General features: G+C 66.1%; 19 protein-coding genes and 1 pseudogene. 6 read left to right on the top strand and 14 right to left on the bottom strand.

Translation table 11 applies throughout. The annotated features are described in order from the left end of the window. Positions 1–186: 186 nt before the first annotated feature. From murJ to ACN0SE_RS19230, 5 genes and pseudogenes are all read right to left on the bottom strand, one after another. Positions 187–1,410, bottom strand: a pseudogene (gene murJ / locus ACN0SE_RS19250) (murein biosynthesis integral membrane protein MurJ). Positions 1,411–1,516: 106 nt separating this feature from the next. Continuing rightward, complete coding sequence (locus tag ACN0SE_RS19245; protein ID WP_417526155.1) at positions 1,517–3,292, bottom strand: SLC13 family permease; 1,776 nt, start codon at positions 3,290–3,292, stop codon at positions 1,517–1,519. Then, positions 3,238–4,236, bottom strand: coding sequence for a phosphatase PAP2 family protein (locus ACN0SE_RS19240; RefSeq protein WP_417526154.1), 999 nt, complete (start codon positions 4,234–4,236; stop codon positions 3,238–3,240). The genes ACN0SE_RS19245 and ACN0SE_RS19240 overlap by 55 nt, the downstream gene beginning before the upstream one ends. A 33-nt stretch (positions 4,237–4,269) precedes the next feature. After that, entirely contained in the window at positions 4,270–5,235 is a 966-nt protein-coding gene (locus ACN0SE_RS19235; RefSeq protein WP_417526153.1) for an endonuclease/exonuclease/phosphatase family protein, read from the bottom strand. Positions 5,236–5,649: 414 nt separating this feature from the next. Beyond that, the gene (locus ACN0SE_RS19230; RefSeq protein WP_417526152.1) at positions 5,650–5,997 is read right to left on the bottom strand and encodes a hypothetical protein; all 348 of its coding nucleotides are present in this window, start codon (positions 5,995–5,997) and stop codon (positions 5,650–5,652) included. A gap of 655 nt (positions 5,998–6,652) precedes the next feature. Between ACN0SE_RS19230 and rimK the strand changes: the two genes are divergently transcribed. Continuing rightward, complete coding sequence (gene rimK / locus ACN0SE_RS19225; RefSeq protein WP_417526151.1) at positions 6,653–7,558, top strand: 30S ribosomal protein S6--L-glutamate ligase; 906 nt, start codon at positions 6,653–6,655, stop codon at positions 7,556–7,558. Positions 7,559–7,660: 102 nt separating this feature from the next. Here rimK and ACN0SE_RS19220 read toward each other — a convergent pair whose 3' ends face one another. The 8 genes from ACN0SE_RS19220 to ACN0SE_RS19185 are packed head-to-tail and all read right to left on the bottom strand — an operon-like array spanning position 7,661 to position 14,460. After that, on the bottom strand, positions 7,661–8,329 hold the full coding sequence (locus ACN0SE_RS19220) for an NnrU family protein (protein ID WP_417526150.1): 669 nt from the start codon (positions 8,327–8,329) through the stop codon (positions 7,661–7,663). Positions 8,330–8,332: 3 nt separating this feature from the next. Beyond that, entirely contained in the window at positions 8,333–9,520 is a 1,188-nt protein-coding gene (locus ACN0SE_RS19215; protein WP_417526149.1) for an NnrS family protein, read from the bottom strand. Beyond that, complete coding sequence (locus ACN0SE_RS19210; protein ID WP_417526148.1) at positions 9,517–9,774, bottom strand: NnrT protein; 258 nt, start codon at positions 9,772–9,774, stop codon at positions 9,517–9,519. Before ACN0SE_RS19210 ends, ACN0SE_RS19215 begins: the two co-directional genes overlap by 4 nt. Continuing rightward, positions 9,771–9,944, bottom strand: coding sequence for a protein NnrT (locus ACN0SE_RS19205; protein WP_417526147.1), 174 nt, complete (start codon positions 9,942–9,944; stop codon positions 9,771–9,773). The genes ACN0SE_RS19210 and ACN0SE_RS19205 overlap by 4 nt, the downstream gene beginning before the upstream one ends. A gap of 1 nt (position 9,945) precedes the next feature. Continuing rightward, on the bottom strand, positions 9,946–11,832 hold the full coding sequence (locus ACN0SE_RS19200; protein ID WP_417526146.1) for a nitric oxide reductase activation protein NorD: 1,887 nt from the start codon (positions 11,830–11,832) through the stop codon (positions 9,946–9,948). 4 nt (positions 11,833–11,836) lie between these two features. Next, positions 11,837–12,631: a CbbQ/NirQ/NorQ/GpvN family protein gene (locus ACN0SE_RS19195; RefSeq protein ID WP_417526145.1), complete on the bottom strand. Its 795-nt coding sequence runs from the start codon at positions 12,629–12,631 to the stop codon at positions 11,837–11,839. A 2-nt stretch (positions 12,632–12,633) separates the two neighbouring features. After that, entirely contained in the window at positions 12,634–13,983 is a 1,350-nt protein-coding gene (locus ACN0SE_RS19190; protein ID WP_417526144.1) for a cbb3-type cytochrome c oxidase subunit I, read from the bottom strand. Between the two features lie 24 nt (positions 13,984–14,007). Then, the gene (locus ACN0SE_RS19185) at positions 14,008–14,460 is read right to left on the bottom strand and encodes a c-type cytochrome (protein ID WP_417526143.1); all 453 of its coding nucleotides are present in this window, start codon (positions 14,458–14,460) and stop codon (positions 14,008–14,010) included. Between the two features lie 121 nt (positions 14,461–14,581). On the opposite strand from ACN0SE_RS19185, the gene ACN0SE_RS19180 reads away from it, so the two are divergent. Next, on the top strand, positions 14,582–14,845 hold the full coding sequence (locus ACN0SE_RS19180) for a DUF1858 domain-containing protein (protein WP_417526142.1): 264 nt from the start codon (positions 14,582–14,584) through the stop codon (positions 14,843–14,845). Here the strand turns inward: ACN0SE_RS19180 and ACN0SE_RS19175 are convergent. Further along, positions 14,799–15,512: a Crp/Fnr family transcriptional regulator gene (locus ACN0SE_RS19175; RefSeq protein ID WP_417526141.1), complete on the bottom strand. Its 714-nt coding sequence runs from the start codon at positions 15,510–15,512 to the stop codon at positions 14,799–14,801. The genes ACN0SE_RS19180 and ACN0SE_RS19175 overlap by 47 nt on opposite strands. Positions 15,513–15,683: 171 nt before the next feature. Between ACN0SE_RS19175 and ACN0SE_RS19170 the strand changes: the two genes are divergently transcribed. From ACN0SE_RS19170 to ACN0SE_RS19155, 4 genes are all read left to right on the top strand, one after another. Continuing rightward, positions 15,684–16,115: a pseudoazurin gene (locus tag ACN0SE_RS19170; RefSeq protein WP_417526140.1), complete on the top strand. Its 432-nt coding sequence runs from the start codon at positions 15,684–15,686 to the stop codon at positions 16,113–16,115. Between the two features lie 58 nt (positions 16,116–16,173). Continuing rightward, positions 16,174–17,391 (top strand): copper-containing nitrite reductase, encoded by a 1,218-nt coding sequence (gene nirK, locus ACN0SE_RS19165; RefSeq protein ID WP_417526139.1) that lies wholly within the window; start codon positions 16,174–16,176, stop codon positions 17,389–17,391. Between the two features lie 13 nt (positions 17,392–17,404). Continuing rightward, positions 17,405–18,154 (top strand): formylglycine-generating enzyme family protein, encoded by a 750-nt coding sequence (locus ACN0SE_RS19160; protein WP_417526138.1) that lies wholly within the window; start codon positions 17,405–17,407, stop codon positions 18,152–18,154. Between the two features lie 82 nt (positions 18,155–18,236). Then, the gene (locus ACN0SE_RS19155; RefSeq protein ID WP_417526137.1) at positions 18,237–18,614 is read left to right on the top strand and encodes a SnoaL-like domain-containing protein; all 378 of its coding nucleotides are present in this window, start codon (positions 18,237–18,239) and stop codon (positions 18,612–18,614) included. Positions 18,615–18,692 lie beyond the last annotated feature (78 nt).

The raw sequence follows: 18,692 nt of genomic DNA, 5'->3' as shown, positions 1-18,692 counted from the left end.
TCGGAGCCTTGCGAAGTCCTAGAAAGGGGCGTGTAAGGGAGGGGGATGCATCCAGGTGCCGGCAGTGTCCTGGCGCGAAACCTCCTCATTGGGCGCTGCCGGAAGCGGCGAGGCTATGAGGAAGTTCATGTCTGCTCAGAGGTCTACAACGAACCGATGTGGCTGGCCTGGCCCTCGGCCTTGGTCTCACCGTTCGAAAGATCTCCGCAACCCCATGACCGCGAGCAGGATCGCATAGACCGCCATCCCGGCCGAGGTGCCGAGGCTCAGGGCCACGGGGCCGAGATCACCGATCAGCAGGACCTTGCAGGCGATGTTAACGGCGAGCGAGATCAGCAGCAGTCGAAACGGCGTGGTGGTGTCCTGCCGCGCCTGAAAGCCCACCACGAGCGGTCGGACCATCAGGGCCGGGACCAGCCCGAGGACGTATCCGTTGAGGATGGCGGCCGTGGCGCGCGTGTCGGCGGCGGTGAAAGTACCGCGTTCGAACAGCAGGCGCAGGAGTGGCTCGCCAAAGGCATAAAGGCCAAGGGACAAAGGCACTCCGACCAGCGCGCAGATCAGCAGCGCCTGCGACAGGGGATTGCGGCCGGGCGAGGCACCGACCGCCCGACGCTTGGCAAGCTCCGGCAGCAGCACCGTGCCCAAAGCCACCGAGATCAGCCCGATGGGCAACTGATAGAGCCGATCCGCGAATTAGAGATGCGCCAGGGTCCGCTCGGCCAGCATCGAGGCGAGGATCGTGTCCAGCATGACCGCGACCTGCAGCGCGCCAGAGCTCAGCACCGCCGGCAGGAGGTTGCGGAAGAAACGCCGCGTCGCCGCGCCGAGACCCAGCGCCGGCCATGTCACTCCGATCCCCGCAAAGGCGCTGGCGCGCAGGATCAGCCCGACCTGCAGCACGCCGCCAGCAAAGACCGCCCAGGCGGTCGCATGGCCCGAAAGCGCCAACCTCTCTTCCAGCAAGAGGCCCAGGATGATGCAGAGGTTCAGCAGGCTCGGCCCCAGCGCAAAGGCCGCAAACCGCCCTTGTCCGCTGAGCTGCGCGGCAAAGAAGGCCATGACCGAAATGCACAGCAGGTAGGGAAAGGTGATGCGCAGGAGGTCCCGGGCGATCGGATAGACGGCGTCTTCGGGGGAATAGCCGGGGGCAAAGACCAGCAGGACGGCGCCCGGTGCCACCAGAACGCCGGCCAGCAGCAGCAGGTTCACCAGGATCAGCCAGCCCAGAACCTCGGCGCGGAACCGCTCGGCCTCGGGGCTGCGTGCCGGGAACCCGGCGTCGATCGGCTGGAAGGCGGCGGTGAAGGCGCCCTCGGCGAGGATGCCTCTGAGCTGGCTGGTCAGCCTCAGCGCCAGCATCAGGGCGACCGCGACCGGTCCGGTGCCGAGGATGGCCGCGAGCAGCACGTCGCGGCCGAAGCCGAGGATGCGGCTGACAAGGGTCAGCCCGGCGACAAGGCCGAAGGCCTTGTGCCAGCGCGCCAGCGGGCGGGGTTTCACGGTCAAGCGCGCATCACGGGGTCAGCGGCCAGATCACCGGCGCCAGCAGCACGGTGACCAAGCCTGCCACGATGTTCATCGGCAGGCCGATCCGAAGGAAATCCGAAAACCGGTAGCCGCCGGCGCTGTAGACCATGGTGTTGGTCTGATAACCGATCGGCGTCGCAAAGCTGGCGCTGGCCGCGAACATCACCGCGACGACAAAGGCCCGGGGGTCGAGCCCCAATTGCGCGGCGATCCCTGCCGCAATCGGTGTCATGATGACTGCGACGGCGTTGTTGGTGACCACCTCTGTCAGGATCGAGGTGATCGCATAGATGACCGCAAGCGCCAGCAACGGCCCCATCGCCGCAAGCGGCCCGGAAAGGCCGTTCACGATCATTGCCATGGCACCGGTCTTGTCCAGCGATGTGCCCAGCACCAGCATCGCGACGATCAGCAGCAGGAGCTTGCCGTCGATGGCCCCGAGCCCTTCGTCCGGGCCGACGCAGCCCGTCACCAGAACCAGCGCCGCGCCGATGATCGCCAGCGGCAGGATCGGCGCGAGGTCAAGCGCCGCCCCCAGCACCACGGCCGCGAGGATGGCGAGGGCGAGAGGCGCCTTGTGCCGCAGAAAGGCGCGTGCGGCGATCGGCGCCAGCGGGATCAGGTCTTCCTCGCGGGCGAGCCGCGCGATGTCCTCGACGGGTCCGTCAAGCAGGACAGTGTCACCGGGGCGCAGGTGCAGCGCCTCCCGGCCCATGTCGACGGCCTCACCCCTCCGATGCAGGGCAATCGGATAGACGCCGTAGCGCCGACGCCAGCCAAGCTGCGCCACCGGGCCCATGTCGGTCTTGGCAATCGCCTCGATGACGCGATGCTGACGGGTAGAGGCCAGCTCCGCCCCGGCGATCCGGACCCTTGGGTCGCTTTCGCGAAAGCCCATGATCTCGGTATCCGAGGTGCGCAGAACGATGCGGTCCCCGGTGGCCAGCGTCATCCCGGCCAGCGCGTGGCGCAGCGAGACGTCGCCTCGGATCAGGTCGATGACCCGCGTGTCGCGGCGACGAAACTCGGGCAGGTCGCCGATGTCCTTGCCGATCAGGTCAGAGCCTTCAGGAACGAAGAGCTCGACTGTCCAGGACTTCCGTTCGCCCAGAGCGGTCAGGTCGCTCAGCGCCCTCTGGCCGGGAAGCAGGCGGGGCGCCGCCACGGCCAGAAACGCCCCACCGACCAAGGCCAGCACGATGCCCAGCGGCGCGATCTCGAACAGGGTGAAGGGCACCATCCCGAGTTCTCGCGCCACGCCGTCGACCAGCAGGTTGGTCGAGGTGCCGATCAGTGTGCAGGTGCCGCCGAGGATCACCACATAGCTCAGCGGGATCAGCAGGCGCGAAGCGCTGGTGCCCAGCTCGCGCGACAGGCCGAAAACCACCGGGATCAGCACCATCACCACCGGCGTGTTGTTCATGAAGGCCGAGGCCACGCCGGCGAGCGCGAAGAAGCCCAGCAGCGTCAGCACCGGGCGGCGAGAGACCTGCTGGCTGAGGCGTTCGGCGATGGTGTCGACCACGCCGGTCCGCACCAGCGCCGCGCTGATCACGAACATGGCGCCGATGGTCGCCGGGGCGGGGTTGCTCAGCGCCTTCAGGACGTCGTCGACCGCCGCCAGCCCCAGCAGCAGCGCAACCGCCACCCCGGTGAGCGCCACCACCTCTGCCGGGAGGCGTTCGCTGAGGAACAGCGCGAATATCGCTATAATGAGAAGGAGGGCTCCGTATGGCGCAAGTGGGCCGAGTTCGAAGAGCATGGTTGATTTACCAGGGGAGCACCGCAGAATGCAGCGCAGGCAAACGCACCTTGGTAGGCGAGATCGGTTGGCCAAGTCAATTGGGGATCATCGGCATTGCTTGGGGATTGGGAGCCCGGCTGCAGATGGCCGCGAAATTTCCGAAAGTCTCCAAGCCAAGACGCTTCGTCCTGCGCGTCCTCTTCCATATGGCCCCGCCGGGCCAGTCCACGGGCCACCGTGAGGCAGACAATTGCCCAGGCGCCTCCGGCGAGCCAGCCGGCCGCCACATCTGTTGGCCCATGCACGCCCATGTAGACGCGGCTTACCCCTACCAGCAACGTCAGCAGAACGGCCACGGACAGGATGTAGACCTTTAGGATGGGCCGGGGCTGGAGGCGTGCGATCAGGACCCCCAGCGAGAGATAGGCGACGGCGGCCATCATCGAATGGCCTGAGGGAAAGCTCGCGGTATGGACCAGCGATCCGTGCGGAACGATGTCTGGCCGGGGGCGGTCGAAATACTCCTTGGCGACGCCGCTGATGGCGATGCCGCCGCCGACCGTAACAAGGATGTAGAGCATCGAGGTCCATCGGTGCCGCAGCAGAAAGAACAGCGAGACAACCAGCGTCGTGAGCGTCAGGACCGCAACTCCGCCCAGAGCCGTCAGGTCGCGCCCTATTTCCTCGAGCCACCAAGGGCCGATCGGGTCCGACAGGTCGCCGGGCGTGCGCAGCAGAAGAAGGATGTCTCGGTCAAGGTCCAGGGTGGCGCCTTCGAAGACTTCGTCGACCAGTTCGGCCAGCGCCCAGATCGCCGCAATGATCACGCCCAGCAGAAGGAGTGTCGTCACTTCGACATGGGAGCGGACCCATTGGATCACGGCCAATCGCCGGGTGGACAACTTGGTGGCAGAGGTCATGAGAGCAAAACGCCGCCCGGCGCGCTCGGTTCCGAAATCCACTTGGTCGCCGCCCGCTGCGGGGCTCCCGCCCGATCACTGCCGTTCACCCGCCGACCGCAAGGCGAGGTCGATATCCCTCTCGGCGCGTTCAACATCGCCGTCCTGTATCTGCGGCGCTGGCACGCCGCTCGGCCCGTGGCAAAGCGTAACCTCGATCGGATGGTGATCAGAGCCGACACCGGGCAGCACGTCGAAAGAACTCACCGTCAGACCTTCCTGGTGGAGCAAGTGGTCAAGCGGCCAGGACATCCACCAGGATTGCGCATCATAAGTCGCCTGGTAGCCATGACGCTCTCTCGGATCGATGAGACCGCCGACGCGCTGCATCCTCTCGACGGTCTGCTCCCAGGGAACGGCGTTCAGGTCACCGGCAATCAGGGCCGGCGCCTTGGCGTCCCGCGCCTGAAACGCAGCCCAGAGCAGCTGTGCATCCCGGCCGATCGAGGATTGCCCCGGATGTGGCGGCCTGGGGTGGAGCCCGACGAAGAAGACCTCTTGGCCTGACCGAAGCGCGACCTTGGTCAGGATCGCCGGCGCGTCTTGTTCGACCGGAAAGATGGTCTTGGTTTCGCTGAGCACCAGCCGCGAGAACAGATGCATGCCGAAATAGCCGCCGGTGATACGCTGGACCTTGTGCGGCATCTCGCGATCGAGGGTGGCCAGTTCGGCGTCCCCCCATTCGTCGGTCTCCAGTGCCAAGAACAGATCGGGGCTGCGGCTTCGGACCAGCTCGATCAGCACCTCGGCGCTGCGATTGCCCATCTTGACGTTGGCCACCATGACCGAGAAGGACCGCGCGCCGTTGCAGGCCTGCTCGCTGTCCGCGCGATCACTCTCCGGCAGGTAAGGGAGCAGTTTCATCGTATTGTAGCCCAGCGCCGCGACGGCGATCACGGCCAACGTCACGCGCAGCCTGGTGTTTGCCGACCGGGCCAGCGCGATGACGATGAGGACGAATGCAAGGCCGATCAGGTATTGCAGCCGGGGGAAGTCGGTCATCCTCAGCCACCAGGAATTTGTCTCGAAGAGCGCTCCGAAGGTGGCAACGGCGAGGGCAAGAGTGGCCAGAGTAAGCAGTCCCGGGCCGAGATATTTCACCACCTGTCTCCTTCGCTGTTGGTCTAAACGAACGTTGCGAAGGCTGATGGGGTTCCTGATGGCGACATGATGAGAGCAGGTGACCCAAGGTGAAGGAGGTCTGCTATCTGTCGCCCAGCGGCCTAGGCCACCTGGACATCCAGCCCGATGCGAGGACGCAAAGGCTCTGCATTTTTGACCGGAAAGCGTCTGCTTCCAAGGTCTGCTGGTCTGGTCCGCCGCCCATGTCCTGCAAGTCAAGCCGGGTCTCAAGCCGCGTTGCCTAAGTGGCAACGACCTTGAGGGCAGGCCTTGACGGCGGCCCTTCAGTTCCCACTACGCCCCTACGACGTCACTTCTTTCCAGCCGACTCAACCACAGGCTAGCGAGCACCGGCAGCATGGAGAGCGCAGCGAAAACGAACTCCCCAGTCACCGCGATGATCACCACCGACAGGAAAAATCCAAGGGCGATGAGCAGCAGTCCCGGCAGCCGGAACCGCCGGATCCAGGAGAGCAAGCCGCCGGCAACTTGGATGAGCCCCAAGCCCATGAGTGGCATGACGCCAAGCCCGGCTTCGGCGAAGAACTGCACCTCTTGTTCCGTCTGCAGGATCTTGGCGATCCCGGCAGCGAGGCTCATCAGGGACAGGACGATGAGCGCTATTTTCCGGGTCAGTGACATTCACACTCCTTCTCCGGCGGCGACTTCAGGGTGCCTCTCACGGCATGCCCCGGCGCGAAACAAACCCTTCCACGCTCAGATAGATCGGTTTGCATAAGGTGAGAATAAATCACCTTATCGGTAAATATTATTCGTTATCCTCACATACGATCCGCCGGTACCCTTGCGGCCATGGAGAACCTCAGGAGATCATTACCTGATCTGCGCCCCAACGTCATCAGCGGTGGAGCCCGTACTCATGCGATCAGGATTGTCGCTGGCCACGATGTTGACCTTATGGTTGTTCGGACCCGGGGTTCTCAACAGACATTGGCCGCGCCGCCACACTCCGCCGGGTCCGGGGCCTTTGCATCAAGCAAAATTTGTTTGGGCCGTGCGCCTGCTGAACGATCCCGCGTGCAGTGCACTCTTCGAGGCGAGGGGGCGCAGACCTTCCCAATGGCTCCGCCACTGACCCGATCGGCACAAGCGCAGCGCGGATCACCGCGTCACCCGGCTTCCTGGCCGACACTGACAGGGCCTCGTCTATTCACTCCAGGCCCATTCTGAACAGACCCGTTCCCATCGCCGGATGCGGCAGACGTGCCCGACCTTCGGGCGACGGCCCTCCTGAACCTGCGCCACGGAACGTCCCTAGTCCACGAAAGGAAGAGACATGAAGATCGCAATGCTGGCCCAGAACCACACGCTTTATTCGCACAAGCGCCTGAAGGAGGCTGCTCTGAAGCGGGGGCATGACTTCGAGATGATCAAGACGCTGCGGTGCTACATGAACATCGCGTCGCGGCGACCGGAGGTCTATTACAACGGCGACAAGCTGCCGCGATATGACGCCGTCATTCCGCGGATCGGGGCCTCGGCCACGTTCTACGGCATGGCCGTTCTGCGCCAGTTCGAGATGCAGGGGGTCTATCCGCTCAATGAAAGCGTGGCGATCGGTCGGTCGCGCGACAAGCTGCGGTCGATGCAACTGCTGGCGCGCGACGGCATCGGGCTGCCGGTCACGACCTTTGCGCATGATCCCAAGCAGACCGAGGAAGTGCTGAAACTGGCAGGCGGCGCCCCGACGGTGATCAAGCTGCTTGAGGGCACCCAGGGCATCGGCGTGGTTCTCGCCGATACGGACCGCTCTGCCCAGTCGGTCATCGAGGCGTTCCGCGGCGCCAATATCAACATCCTGATCCAGGAATTCATCAAGGAAGCCGGGGGCACCGACATCCGGGCCTTTGTGGTTGGCGGTCGGGTGATCGCGGCGATGAAACGCTCTGGCGCGGAAGGCGAGTTCCGATCCAACCTGCATCGCGGCGGGAGCGCCGAGGTAGTCAAACTCTCGCCGGAAGAGCGCTCCACGGCGGTCCGAGCCGCCAAGACCATGGGGCTCAACGTCTGCGGCGTCGACATGCTGCGCGCCAATCATGGCCCGGTCGTGATGGAGGTGAACTCCTCGCCCGGGCTTGAAGGCATCGAAAAGGCCACCGAGCTGGACGTGGCCGGCAAGATCATCGAGTTCCTTGAGAAGAACGCCAAGGAAGGCGCAACCAAGACGCGCGGCAAGGGCTGACGCGGGACAAGGACGTGCCGGGGGAGGGCTGTCACCGGGGCGGACCAGGGTCCCCTCGGCTCGCGATCTCTAGGCCTCATGATCCCCCGGAAACTCCAAGTTTCAAAGTGCGGACACCCCGATCACAAAAGGATGCGCAGCCAGGAGCGCGACAAAGGCTGCTATGCCGGCGGCAAGGCGCAGGAGCAGCCCGGTCCAGGACACCGGAGGGTGCAGGGGAGGCGCCTCGCGGACGGTGGCCCGAAGAGCCTGCCAGGCGGAGGTCCCCATCTCGCGCCGCTTGCGCCGGTTGACCAACCCCTGGCCGGCAACGGCAAAGCTGCCCAGAACGCCGAACAGGATGACATGGGCGAGATCGCCATTGACCAGCAGGTGAAGCCCGGCCCAGAGCGCCAGGGCAACCAGAACCGGGTGCCGTATCCAGCGGACGAGCCCCGGCCGGGCGGGGTAGAAACGGTCGTTGTGCATCCCGCCGAAGGAGAATGGGTTAGGCCGTCCGAGCGACAGGGCCAGCATCAGGCAGACGGCCAGCATGCCGCGATGCACGGTGTGCCGGTGCCAGTCCATCTGCGGCCAGAGCTCGACGTATGGGGCCTCGCCCGCCGCCCAGATCAGCAGCGCCAGCATCATCAGCGACACAGCGGAATAGGCCAGGGTGAAGCGGCGCGGGCCGAGGCGGCGGACGAGGCCGGACTTGACGGCGGGCCGCAGAGGCAGCGAGTGGGTCAGGAAGAAGGCCGCAAAGATCGCGGTGAAACCTGTCCAACCCATGTCTCAGTGCTCCTTTCTGGCGAAGGCCAGCAGCGGCCCGTAAGTCAGAGCATAGCCGAGGAATGCGGCCAGCCACAGGAGGGCTGACAGGGAGGTGAGCCAGGGCGTGATCCCGGCACCAAGGCGCGCCGCGACCGATCCGAAGAGCGCGAGGTAGAGGACGACGGTCGCGGGCCCTGCGGTCAGAGGCTGGCCGGTATGGCCGAGGGTTGCCCGGGTCATCACGGCCAGGGTCATGCCGCCGATCGCTCCGGCCATCCAGATGTGTTGCGCGGCTGCGGCCCAGGCTCCCCCGGTCAGGATCGCCGCACCAAGCGCGAGCGCTCCGACGGGCACCATCGCATAGCCGGCGTGCAGCACCCAGACCAGAGGCTCGCGCAGGGTCCTGTGACCCTGCCAGCGGGCCAGACGTGTCAGGTGCAGGAGGCCCAGCCCCAGCAGCGCAAGGCCCGAGAGGGGCGAGGCCGGCCAGAGCGCCCAGCACAGAAGCCCGGCGAGGCTGGCCAGAAGGACCAGCTTGTCGAACTTTTGCATCGGCGGCGCCGGGCGCGCGGGGTGCCCCTCGCGCGCCAGCCAGTTGCGCGTGAAGGACGGGATGATCCGCCCGCCGATCACCGCGATCATCATCACCGCGGTGGCCAGGCCTAGGCGCAGCCCGAGGCCCTGCGCGGGGGCGCCGCCTCTAGCGGCCTCGAGATGGAACAGGGCATTCGCCAGCGTGAATAGGGCCAGAAGGCCCAGCACCAGGAGGTTGCGCCAGTTCTTGCCGGCCATGATCTCGCGCAGGATCACCGCGCCGAGGACCACCGGAAAGGCCAGGTCGAGCGTCACGGCCACCCCCTGCGGCAGATGCGCCGAGAACAGCACCGCGATACGCCCGAGTGCCCAGAGCCCGAAGAGCGCCATCAGGGGCCGGCCCACCAGCGGCAGGCGCCCGGTCCAGTTCGGCATGGCGGTCAGGAGGAACCCGGCCAGAACCGCGCCGAGATAGCCGAAGAGGAATTCATGCGCGTGCCAGGCCACCGGATCGAACCGCGTCGGCAAGACGTGCCCGCCGGTGATGACCGCGATCCAGAGCCCCATGGCAAACCCCGCCCAGAGCGTGCCGAACAGGAAGAACGGGCGAAATCCGAAGCTGAACAGCGCCGCGCCCTGCCAGGCGCGCATCTGCTGCGCCGATGTCTGGGTCATTCCTGCCTCCTGTTTGCCGGGTCTCCGGTGTCGGCCACGTCCATCAGGTGCCGGATGTGACGGGCAAAGAACCATGTTGCCGGCGCGCCGATGAGGCCGCCGAGCAGGATCGACCAGCCGGTCGACAGCACAGGCCCGCCGATCCAGCTGAAGATCAGCGCGGCGAAGAAGACGTTGACCGCCGCGGCCCCTGCGCCGAAGGGGTAGAGCACCAGCGCGATCCGCGTCACCGACCAGCCTGCACGCAGTGTCATCGGCGCGAGACCAGCCATTGCACAAAGGCCAGCGCCGCGATCAGGGCAACACTGCCCAAAGCGAACCAGAGCTCTGCCGTGGCCGATTGCGCCTGCGGGATGGGCCGGTCGAAGGGCGCGGCCCAGGCGGGCGCGGCGGAAAGGGCGATCAGCATCGGGATGAGGCGCATGTCAGCTCTCCTGTGTCAGGCTGCGGTAGATGTCGGGAAGGGCGCGGGTCAGGCGCTCGGGGTGCGGCAGAAGCGTGAAGCCGCCGCGGCCGAAGATGCGGGCGAACCAGTCCTGACCGTCCTCGTCGATGACGATGCCGTGCAGGCTCTGGCCGTTGCGCCGGGCCTCGCGCACCGCCATGTGGCTGTCTTCGATACCGTGCTGGCCCTCGTAGTGGTCGAGGTCATTGGGCTTGCCATCGGTCAGCACGATCAACAGCTTGCGCGCCGAGGGCTGCAGCGCCAGCTGGGCCGAGACGTGGCGGATCGCGGCGCCGAGGCGGGTGTAATGGCCGGGGGCCAGCGCGCCGATATTGGCGGTGATCGCTGGGCTCATCTTGGTGTCGAACTCCTTGCAGCGGGTCAGGAACACCCGGTCGCGGCGCAGCGAGGAAAAGCCCCAGATGGCCAGCCGGTCGCCGGCGGCCTCGATGCCTTCGGCCAGCGCCGCCGTGGCCTCGCGCGCCACCTCGATCACCGAGGTGTCGCCGATGGCGGCCTCGGTCGAGCGCGAGGTGTCGACGAGGAAGGCCACCGAGAGGTCGCGCTCGGTCTGGCGCGCGCTTTGCCAGATCCGGTCCGATCCGCGCCCCATCGCGGCCAGATCGGCGCGCGCTGTGAGCAGCGCGTCGAGGTCCAGCTCGGCACCGTCCACCTGCCGTGGTTGCAGGATGCGACGCGGGCGCAATGCCTCGAACTGGCGGCGGACCTCGCGGATGCGGCGCGCATCGGGGCGGTAGGGGTGATCGCTGTCGGGCCGGGCCGGGGCGTCGAGAACGCGGCAGTGACCCTCCATGTAGCTGCGGCTGCGGTGGTTCCACTCGGGGTAGGTATGTGTGCCCGCCAGCGCCTCGTGCTCGGCGTCGGAAGGCGACAGGTCGAGGTGCATGCGCAGGCGGGTCGCGGTCTTGCGGTCGTGTTTGGTCAGCGTGATGCGGTCCTGATCGTCGGCGGCCTTCTGGGCGTTCTCGTCGTCGTCATCGTCGACGCTGCGGTTGATGTTCATCGACTGCGCCCAGGACAGGATCGATTCAAACCGGTGCACGATGAAACTGTCCTTGCGGCGGGCCTGGTCCTGATCCTTGCGCTCGCCGAGCTTGCGGTTGGTCATCGCAGCGCCGGGGGGCGGGGCGGCGGCATCCGTGGCCTCTTCGCTGGCGGCGGTGCCGGAGCCGGGCTTTGCGAGCCGCAGCCAGATCGGCACGGGGGCAAAAGGCAGGTGGCCGCGTGCGCTGTCAGCGGTCAGGCGGGCCCGGGCCCGTCCACAAAGCTGATCTCGGATCGCCTGTTCGATCACTGCCTCCGAGGCCGGCAGGTGGGTGTCGGGGCGGGTCTCGGCGCAATTGTGCGCCATCAGGTCGAACGCGGCGCGCAACCCGGGGCAGAGCGCATAGGCCCGGTAGGCGGCATGGGCATTGGCGCCGATCTGCGCGCAGTCGGCGGCCATGCCGTCGGCCGGCAGGTCGAGCGCTGCGACCTCGGTCACGGCGGCCAGCGCGGTCAGCCAGAAAAACGCCGCCCTGTTCAGGTCGCGCTCGGGAAAGCAGGCGATCACCGGCGGCAAGGCCAGCCGTTCGCCATCGAACCTTGCCACGAACTCCAGCTCTCGGTCGGCGCCGATGCGGCGGCGCAATGTCCGGCGGTGGCGCACCGGCGTGGCGGGCGCTTCGCCCAATTCCACGCCGGCCCCTCCGCCCAAGGCGCGGAACAGTACCGCGAGGCTCGGGCGGACCGAGGCCAGCGTCACCGCGGCCTCGGGGTATCCGCCCTCGGCGGCAATCCGGCTGGCCATATCATGCCAGAGGTTGCCGACGGTCTCTTCCGGTTCCATGAGGTCGAGCAGATGCATGGTGTCACCCGTAGATCGTGGCGATCAGGTCGCGCAGCGCCTGGCCCACGTCGGGCTCATCACTGAGCGGCTGGATGATCGCGGCCTCAAGCGCCTGATCGACGCCCATGCCGCCGGCCATCAGCGTCGCGGCATAGATCAGCAGGCGGGTCGAGACGCCTTCCTCGAGGTCCATGCCAGACAGCGACCGAATGCGCGCCGCCAGCCGCACCAGCGGCACCACGCGCTCGGGCGCGAGACCGCTTTCCTGCGCCACCACGGCCACTTCGGTCGTCTCGTCCGGGAAATCGAAGGCGATCGACAGGAAGCGCTGGCGGGTCGAGGGCTTCAGCCGTTTCAACACGTTCTGGTAGCCGGGGTTGTAGGATGCGACCAGCATGAAGCCCGCCGGCGCCATCAGTTCCTCGCCGGTGCGGTCGATCATCAGGGTGCGGCGGGTGTCGGTCAGCGGGTGCAGTACCACGGTGACATCCTTGCGCGCCTCGACCACCTCGTCGAGATAGCAGATGCCGCCCTCGCGCACCGCGCGCGTCAGCGGGCCGTCAACCCAGACCGTCTCGCCCCCCTTGAGCAGGTAGCGCCCGATCAGGTCGGCGGCCGAGAGGTCGTCGTGGCAGGCGACGGTATAAAGCGGCTTGCCCAGCCGCGCCGCCATGTGTTCGACGAAGCGGGTCTTGCCGCAGCCGGTCGGCCCCTTCAGAAGAAGGGGCAGGCCGTGATCATGAGCGGTCTCGAACAGGGCGCATTCCTGTCCGGTCGCGGTGTAGAAGGGCAGTTGGAGTGTCTTGAGCATGTTCATCGTCATTCTCCCGGAACGGGGGTGGCGGGGCCGGGTTCGATGACCTCGCGTTTGCGCACCACGAGCAGGGCATAGATGAAGAGCAACGCGCCCAGCACCACCGAGGCCCCGGCGCCGAAGCGCATCAGGTAGAAGATCGCCAGGCTGTCCTGCACTTCCATGTAATAGTCGCCGACCACCCGCTGCATGTGGGTCTGGATGGTGCCGGCAAAGGTCAGCACGAAGGTCATGAAGGCCATGCCGCCGGTCATCAGCCAGAAGCTGCCCATGTTCAGCACCTGGTTATAGGGATCGCGGCCCCGCAGCAGCGGCATCGCATAGCTGAAGAAGGCGAGGTTGAGGGCGACATAGGCACCGTAGAAGGCGAGGTGCCCGTGGGCCGCAGTGATCTGCGTGCCGTGGCTGTAGAAGTTGACCCCGTGCAGCGTGTGCAGGAACCCCCAGACGCCGGCGCCGAAGAACGCCACGGTTGACGATCCCAGTGACCACAGCAGCGCGGCCTTGTTGGGGTGGTTCTTGCGGCCCTTCCAGACCATGACGAAGGCAAAGGACATCATCAGGAAGAAGGGGACCACCTCGAAGGTCGAGAAGATCGAACCGATCCACTGCCAGTACCCCGGCAGGCCGATCCAGTAGAAGTGGTGCCCGGTGCCGAGGATGCCCGAGAACAGCGCCGTGGCGACGATGACATAGAGCCATTTCTCCACCACCTCGCGATCGACGCCGGTCAGCTTGAGCAGGATGAAAGCCAGGATCGACGCCATCACCAGCTCCCAGGTCGCCTCGACCCAGAGGTGCACGACGAACCACCAGTACATCTTGTCGAGCGACAGGTTGTCGGGGTTGATGAAGGCAAAGACCCACAGCAGCGACAGGAGCCACAGGCCCAGCAGCAGCACGTTGGTGATCGCCGTCTTCTTGCCCGCCAGCACCGTCATCGAGATGTTGAACAGAAAGATCAGCGCCGCCACGAGGATGCCGAACTTGACCCAGAGCGGCTGCTCGAGGAATTCGCGCCCGCCGTGGATGCCGACAAGGTAGGAGCCGACCGCGCCCAGCGTGCCGACCATCAGGATGACCAGCTGCAAATAGGCCAGCTTGACCGAGTAGATCTCGCGCTCGGATTCCTCGGGGATCAGGAAATAGGCTGCCCCGAAAAAGCCCAGCAGCAGCCAGACGATCAGCGCGTTGGTGTGGATCATGCGGATGATGTTGAAGGGCAGGATCTCGGCCAGGAAGTTGGGCGAGACATAGACCCACCCGGCCAGAAGCCCGCCCAGAACCTGCACGCCAAAGAGCGCCAGCGCGCAGTAGATATAGGCCAGAGCGACCTGTTGCGATTGATATCTCATGTGTTTTCTCCTTGTCGCGCGGGATCAGCCGGCGTCATTGGGCGGCCAGCCCTGGGTGTCGGTCTGATCGGCCCAGCGCAGGAACTCGGCCAGCGCGCGCATCTCTTCCTCGGTCAGCTCGAACAGCGGCATCTGGCGGCGGCCCTCGATGCCCGAGGGCTGGGCGTTCATCCAGCCGTCCAGTGTCTCGAAGGCGCCCTCGGGGTCGTCGGCGACGCCCCAGCGGGTCATCACGTTACCGACCTCGGGGGCGAAGTAGGCGCCTTCGCCGTGCAGGCTGTGGCAGTTGATGCAGGAATGGCGTTCCCAGACATGCTTGCCCAGCGCCACCTCCTCGGTCAGCTCCATGCCGGCGGTGGAGGTCTGCACCACGTAGCGGTGGCTGTGGACAGTGAGCGCGATGAACACCACGACGAAAAAGATCGAGCCGCCGTAGAAGATGTTTCGCGCCCGCGATTTCGTCAGAATTTCAGCCATTGTCGGGCCTCCTGTCATGCGGGATGACCCGTCCTAGCCCGGGGCGCGGCGGCGGAGTTTGCGCCAGCGCAAAGTTCAGGAGATTTCACGCCCTAGGCTCGGGCGGTGAAAGGAACGCGCAGTGCCAAGAAAGACCCTCGACGACCCCGATCTGCCGCTGTCCGAGATGATGCGGCTCTGGCCGGAGACCGTGGCGGTCTTTGTCCGCCACCGGATGCTCTGTGTCGGCTGCCTGATCACCCCGTTCCACACCCGTATCGAGGCCTGCGCCGAATACGGGCTGGAGGAAGAGGCGTTTCTGGCCGAGTTGCGCGCGGCGGTGGCGGGGGAGGGCGCGGTCAGCCCTGCGCCAGCACCATCAGCGCATGCGGATCGCAGACGGTGATGTGCTTGCGGCGGCTTTCGACCAGCCCCTGCTTTTCCCAGGCGCTCAACAACCGGCTGACCGTGTGCAGCGTGGTGGCGGTCAGCTCCGACAGGTCCTGACGGGTGATCGGAAAGTCGATCTCGATGCCGCCCTCGACCTTGCGGCCGGTCTGGTTGATCAGCCGCAGCAGCGCATTGGCCACCCGCTGTTCGACCTGCTGGGTCGCCAGCTCGACAAGGCGGGTGTTCATTTCGCCCAGGCGCTGGCCCACGGTCTTGTAGGTCTCGGTGGCAAAGCCGTCGTACTGCGCGGCGTAGCGGTCCCAGAGCGTCATCGGCCAGCTGAGCGCGAGAGACTCGGTCGCGCTGATCGCCGTCGCCGGATAGGTCTCGCGGCCCAGCGCGCGGGCAATGCCCAAGAGCTGCCCTGCGGGGATGTGCAGCGCCGTGACCTGTTCGCCAGTGGGCGTGATTCGCACCACCCGGACATAGCCGTCGAGCAGCATGAAGAACCGCTCGGCCGGGGCGCCTTCGTCGAAGATCGCGGTGCCGCTGTCGTAGCGCTTGACGCTGGCCTGATCGAGGATCGCACGGATGTCTGCCCGCCCGAGCCGTGAAAACGGCGGCAGATGCGCCAGCAGGCTCTCGTCCAGCCGCGGCAGGGTTTTGCGCAGGGTGTCTGTCATCTTCTGTCTGTGTCGCAGGTTTTTTCGCAGCGCGCCAGATCCGGCGCGCCGGCCGCGGATCCCGAAATCGAGGGATTCTTTTCGCACATTGCGCCAGCGCAAATAACGGCTGCGTGAGAAAGGTTAATATTTCCTCGACGACAGACAGAACGGACAGAAAGGACCCATCCGATGATCCGCAGACTGACAACCGGGCTTGCCCTCGCAGCCCTTCTCGCCGGTACCGCCATGGCAGAGACAATCGAGGTTCAGATGCTCAACAAGGGCGCCGATGGCGAACGCATGGTCTTCGAGCCGGCCTTTGTCCGCGCCCAGCCCGGCGACGTGGTGAAGTTCATCGCCGCCGACAAGGGCCACAACGCCGAGACGGTCAAGGGCATGGTGCCCGACGGGGCTGAGGCCTTTGGCGGCAAGATCAACGAGGAAATCGAGATCACGCTCGAGACCGAGGGTCTCTACGGCGTCATGTGCAAGCCGCACTACGCCATGGGCATGGTGATGACCATTGCCGTGGGCGACGTCGAAATGCCCGACGGCTTCCTCGGTGGCCGCATCCCGAAAAAGGCGATGGGCCGTTTCGAAGACCAAGTCGGCAACCTGTAATTCGAGGCGTCCGGGCCGCTGGCCCGCCGCCCGACAGCCAGCTCGAAAGGAGCAAGCCATGACCAAGTTCATCAACCCGGGTCTCGCAAAGACCAGCCGCCGCAACGTGTTGCGCGGTTCGGTTCTGGCCGGTGCTGCCGCGATGACCGGCAGTGCCGCGCTGGCCACCCGCCGCGCGCCGATGCCGAAAGCGGCGGATGCCGCCTCGGCCCGGCTCTACAAGGCCGCAGGCGCAACGGCGGCCGACAGCACCGCCAAGCCCGCCGATCTCTCGGGCTATACAAGGGTGAAGCAGGAGCTAGTCGCGCCGCCCTTTGCCCCCGAACACGAGCAGGTGGCGACAGGTGGTCCCAAGATCATCGAGATCACGATGGACACCACCGAACGCCTGATGGTGGTGGACGAGGACACCGGCGCCGAGGTTTGGGCGCTGACCTACAACGGTTCCGTCCCCGGCCCGCTGATCATCTGCCACGAAGGCGACATGGTCGAGCTGACCCTGCGCAACCCTGCCGACAGCATGATGGAGCACAACATCGACTTTCACGCCTCGACCGGCGCGCTGGGCGGTGGGGGGCTGACCCATGTTTATCCCGGGGAAGAAGCGGTGTTGCGCTGGAAGGCCACCAAGCCCGGGTGTTTCACCTATCACTGCGCCCCCGGCGGCGCGATGATCCCCTATCACGTGGCCCACGGCATGAACGGCGCGGTGATGGTGCTGCCGCGCGACGGGCTGAAGGACGCGCAGGGCAACCCGCTGAAATACGACAAGATCGCCTATATCGGCGAGCAGGACTACTATCTGCCGCAGGACGAAACCGGCGCCTTCAAGACCTACGAGTCGGCCGGCGACGATTATGCCGACAGCCTCGACGCGATGCGCACCCTGACGCCGACGCATTCGGTCTTCAACGGCGCGGTGGGCGCGCTCACCGGCGAGAACGCCCTGCGCTTCAATGTCGGCGAGACGGTGCTGATGATCCACAACCAGGCCAACCGCGACACCCGTCCGCACCTGATCGGCGGGCATGGCAACTTCGTCTGGGAGACCTCCTTCACCGACACACCTCAGACCGGGGTGGAGACCTGGTTCGTGCGTGGCGGCTGCGCGGTGGCGGCGATGTACACCTTCGAGCAGCCCGGGGTTTACGCCTATGTGAACCACAACCTGATCGAAGCGGCGCTGCTGGGGGCCACCGCGCACTTCATCGTCGACGGCGAGTGGAACAACGACCTGATGGAACAGGTCGTGGCCCCGCGTCCCTTCGCAACCTGACAGGGAGGGAGAGATGACCGCCGCGACCCTGCCTGACCGTCTCCGGATCACACCCCTGGCGTCGGGACTGGCCGTCGCGGCGGCCTTGATCCTCGGGGCTGCGCTGACACAGCGCGGCCCCGCTTCCGTGCCCGTGCCACTGCCGGAAATGGCCGAGGTGCCGGTCCTGCTCGCGTCGGGCGCGGTGCTTCATGTCCAGCGCTACGAGGTCACGGTCGCCGAGTGGAACCGCTGTCACGCAGCGGACGGATGCAGCCTCGCCATCCACACGCGCGAGGGCCTCGATCCGGCGATCACGCCGGCCACCGGGCTGAGCCACGCCGACACGCAGGAATATCTCCGCTGGATCAACTCCGCGACCGGACAGGCCTTTCGCTTGCCGTCGCTCGAGGAATGGCAGCAGATGGCACGCACGGTGCTGCCGGACAAGGCCGATCCCCTGTTCACCGACCCGGCCCTGACCTGGGCGTCCGCCTACCTGACGGAGGGTCTGGCGCCCCGCGCCTTGCGCCCACAGGGCAGCTTCGCCGCCTCGCCCGAAGGCATCGCCGACCTCGACGGCAGCGTCTGGGAATGGACGCATGACTGCTACGCCGGTTCGGCTGAAGGTCTGGACCCCACGCGCTGCCCGGCGTTTTTCGTCGGCGGCGAACACATCGCGGCGATGTTCTACCTCGTCAGAGATCCCGCCCGCGGCGGCTGCGCTGTCGGCGTTCCCCCGGCGCACCTGGGGATGCGCCTGGTGTCCGACGACCCTTTGTAGATACGACGGGTCTGCCTTGATCCCTGTCAATGCCGCCGCGGTTGAACCCGTCCATGATCGCCCTCAACAGGGAGGATGACAGATGGAAGAATTGGTCAAATTAGGACGGGAGTTCGTGCAGGCGATGCGAGATCGCCGGGGGCTTGGACATGTAGAGGAAATCTACGCCGACAGGGCCGAGTCCGTCGAAGCGGTGGTGCCGCCCGGACGGGACGTCCGCATCGCCAAGGGTCGCGATGCGATCAAGGCGAAACGCGAGGACTGGGTTGCCACCCATGACATCCAGAAGCTCGATGTCGACGGCCCCTATGTGCATCCGCCCGATCGCTTCGCCGTGCAATATGAAGCCCAGGTTACCCAGAAAGCCTCCGGCAAATCGATGACCTTGCGCGAGATCGCGATCTACTCGGTCGAGGATGACCGGATCGTCCGCGAAGAGTTTTTCATGCTGCCGAAGTGAATTTGCGTGTCCATCATGCGATAGCCATCGTCTCGTCGCGCAATTCGACAGTGTTGTGGCCTCCGATCTGTCCCGCCG

The sequence above is a fragment of the Marinovum sp. genome (assembly GCF_048263515.1).
Taxonomy (GTDB): domain Bacteria; phylum Pseudomonadota; class Alphaproteobacteria; order Rhodobacterales; family Rhodobacteraceae; genus Marinovum.
Note: the sequence above shows the minus strand (reverse complement) of the source record. Positions and strands in the feature narration are given on the sequence as shown.

Bases quoted from the DNA above. Each gene is read 5' to 3' on its own strand.
- ACN0SE_RS19245 (WP_417526155.1), bottom strand. From the start codon at position 3,292: ATGCTCTTCGAACTCGGCCCACTTGCGCCATACGGAGCCCTCCTTCTC.
- ACN0SE_RS19235 (WP_417526153.1), bottom strand. From the start codon at position 5,235: ATGACCGACTTCCCCCGGCTGCAATACCTGATCGGCCTTGCATTCGTC.
- ACN0SE_RS19230 (WP_417526152.1), bottom strand. From the start codon at position 5,997: ATGTCACTGACCCGGAAAATAGCGCTCATCGTCCTGTCCCTGATGAGC.
- rimK (WP_417526151.1), top strand. From the start codon at position 6,653: ATGAAGATCGCAATGCTGGCCCAGAACCACACGCTTTATTCGCACAAG.
- ACN0SE_RS19220 (WP_417526150.1), bottom strand. From the start codon at position 8,329: ATGGGTTGGACAGGTTTCACCGCGATCTTTGCGGCCTTCTTCCTGACC.
- ACN0SE_RS19215 (WP_417526149.1), bottom strand. From the start codon at position 9,520: ATGACCCAGACATCGGCGCAGCAGATGCGCGCCTGGCAGGGCGCGGCG.
- ACN0SE_RS19210 (WP_417526148.1), bottom strand. From the start codon at position 9,774: ATGACACTGCGTGCAGGCTGGTCGGTGACGCGGATCGCGCTGGTGCTC.
- ACN0SE_RS19205 (WP_417526147.1), bottom strand. From the start codon at position 9,944: ATGCGCCTCATCCCGATGCTGATCGCCCTTTCCGCCGCGCCCGCCTGG.
- ACN0SE_RS19200 (WP_417526146.1), bottom strand. From the start codon at position 11,832: ATGCATCTGCTCGACCTCATGGAACCGGAAGAGACCGTCGGCAACCTC.
- ACN0SE_RS19195 (WP_417526145.1), bottom strand. From the start codon at position 12,631: ATGAACATGCTCAAGACACTCCAACTGCCCTTCTACACCGCGACCGGA.
- ACN0SE_RS19190 (WP_417526144.1), bottom strand. From the start codon at position 13,983: ATGAGATATCAATCGCAACAGGTCGCTCTGGCCTATATCTACTGCGCG.
- ACN0SE_RS19185 (WP_417526143.1), bottom strand. From the start codon at position 14,460: ATGGCTGAAATTCTGACGAAATCGCGGGCGCGAAACATCTTCTACGGC.
- ACN0SE_RS19175 (WP_417526141.1), bottom strand. From the start codon at position 15,512: ATGACAGACACCCTGCGCAAAACCCTGCCGCGGCTGGACGAGAGCCTG.
- ACN0SE_RS19170 (WP_417526140.1), top strand. From the start codon at position 15,684: ATGATCCGCAGACTGACAACCGGGCTTGCCCTCGCAGCCCTTCTCGCC.
- nirK (WP_417526139.1), top strand. From the start codon at position 16,174: ATGACCAAGTTCATCAACCCGGGTCTCGCAAAGACCAGCCGCCGCAAC.
- ACN0SE_RS19160 (WP_417526138.1), top strand. From the start codon at position 17,405: ATGACCGCCGCGACCCTGCCTGACCGTCTCCGGATCACACCCCTGGCG.
- ACN0SE_RS19155 (WP_417526137.1), top strand. From the start codon at position 18,237: ATGGAAGAATTGGTCAAATTAGGACGGGAGTTCGTGCAGGCGATGCGA.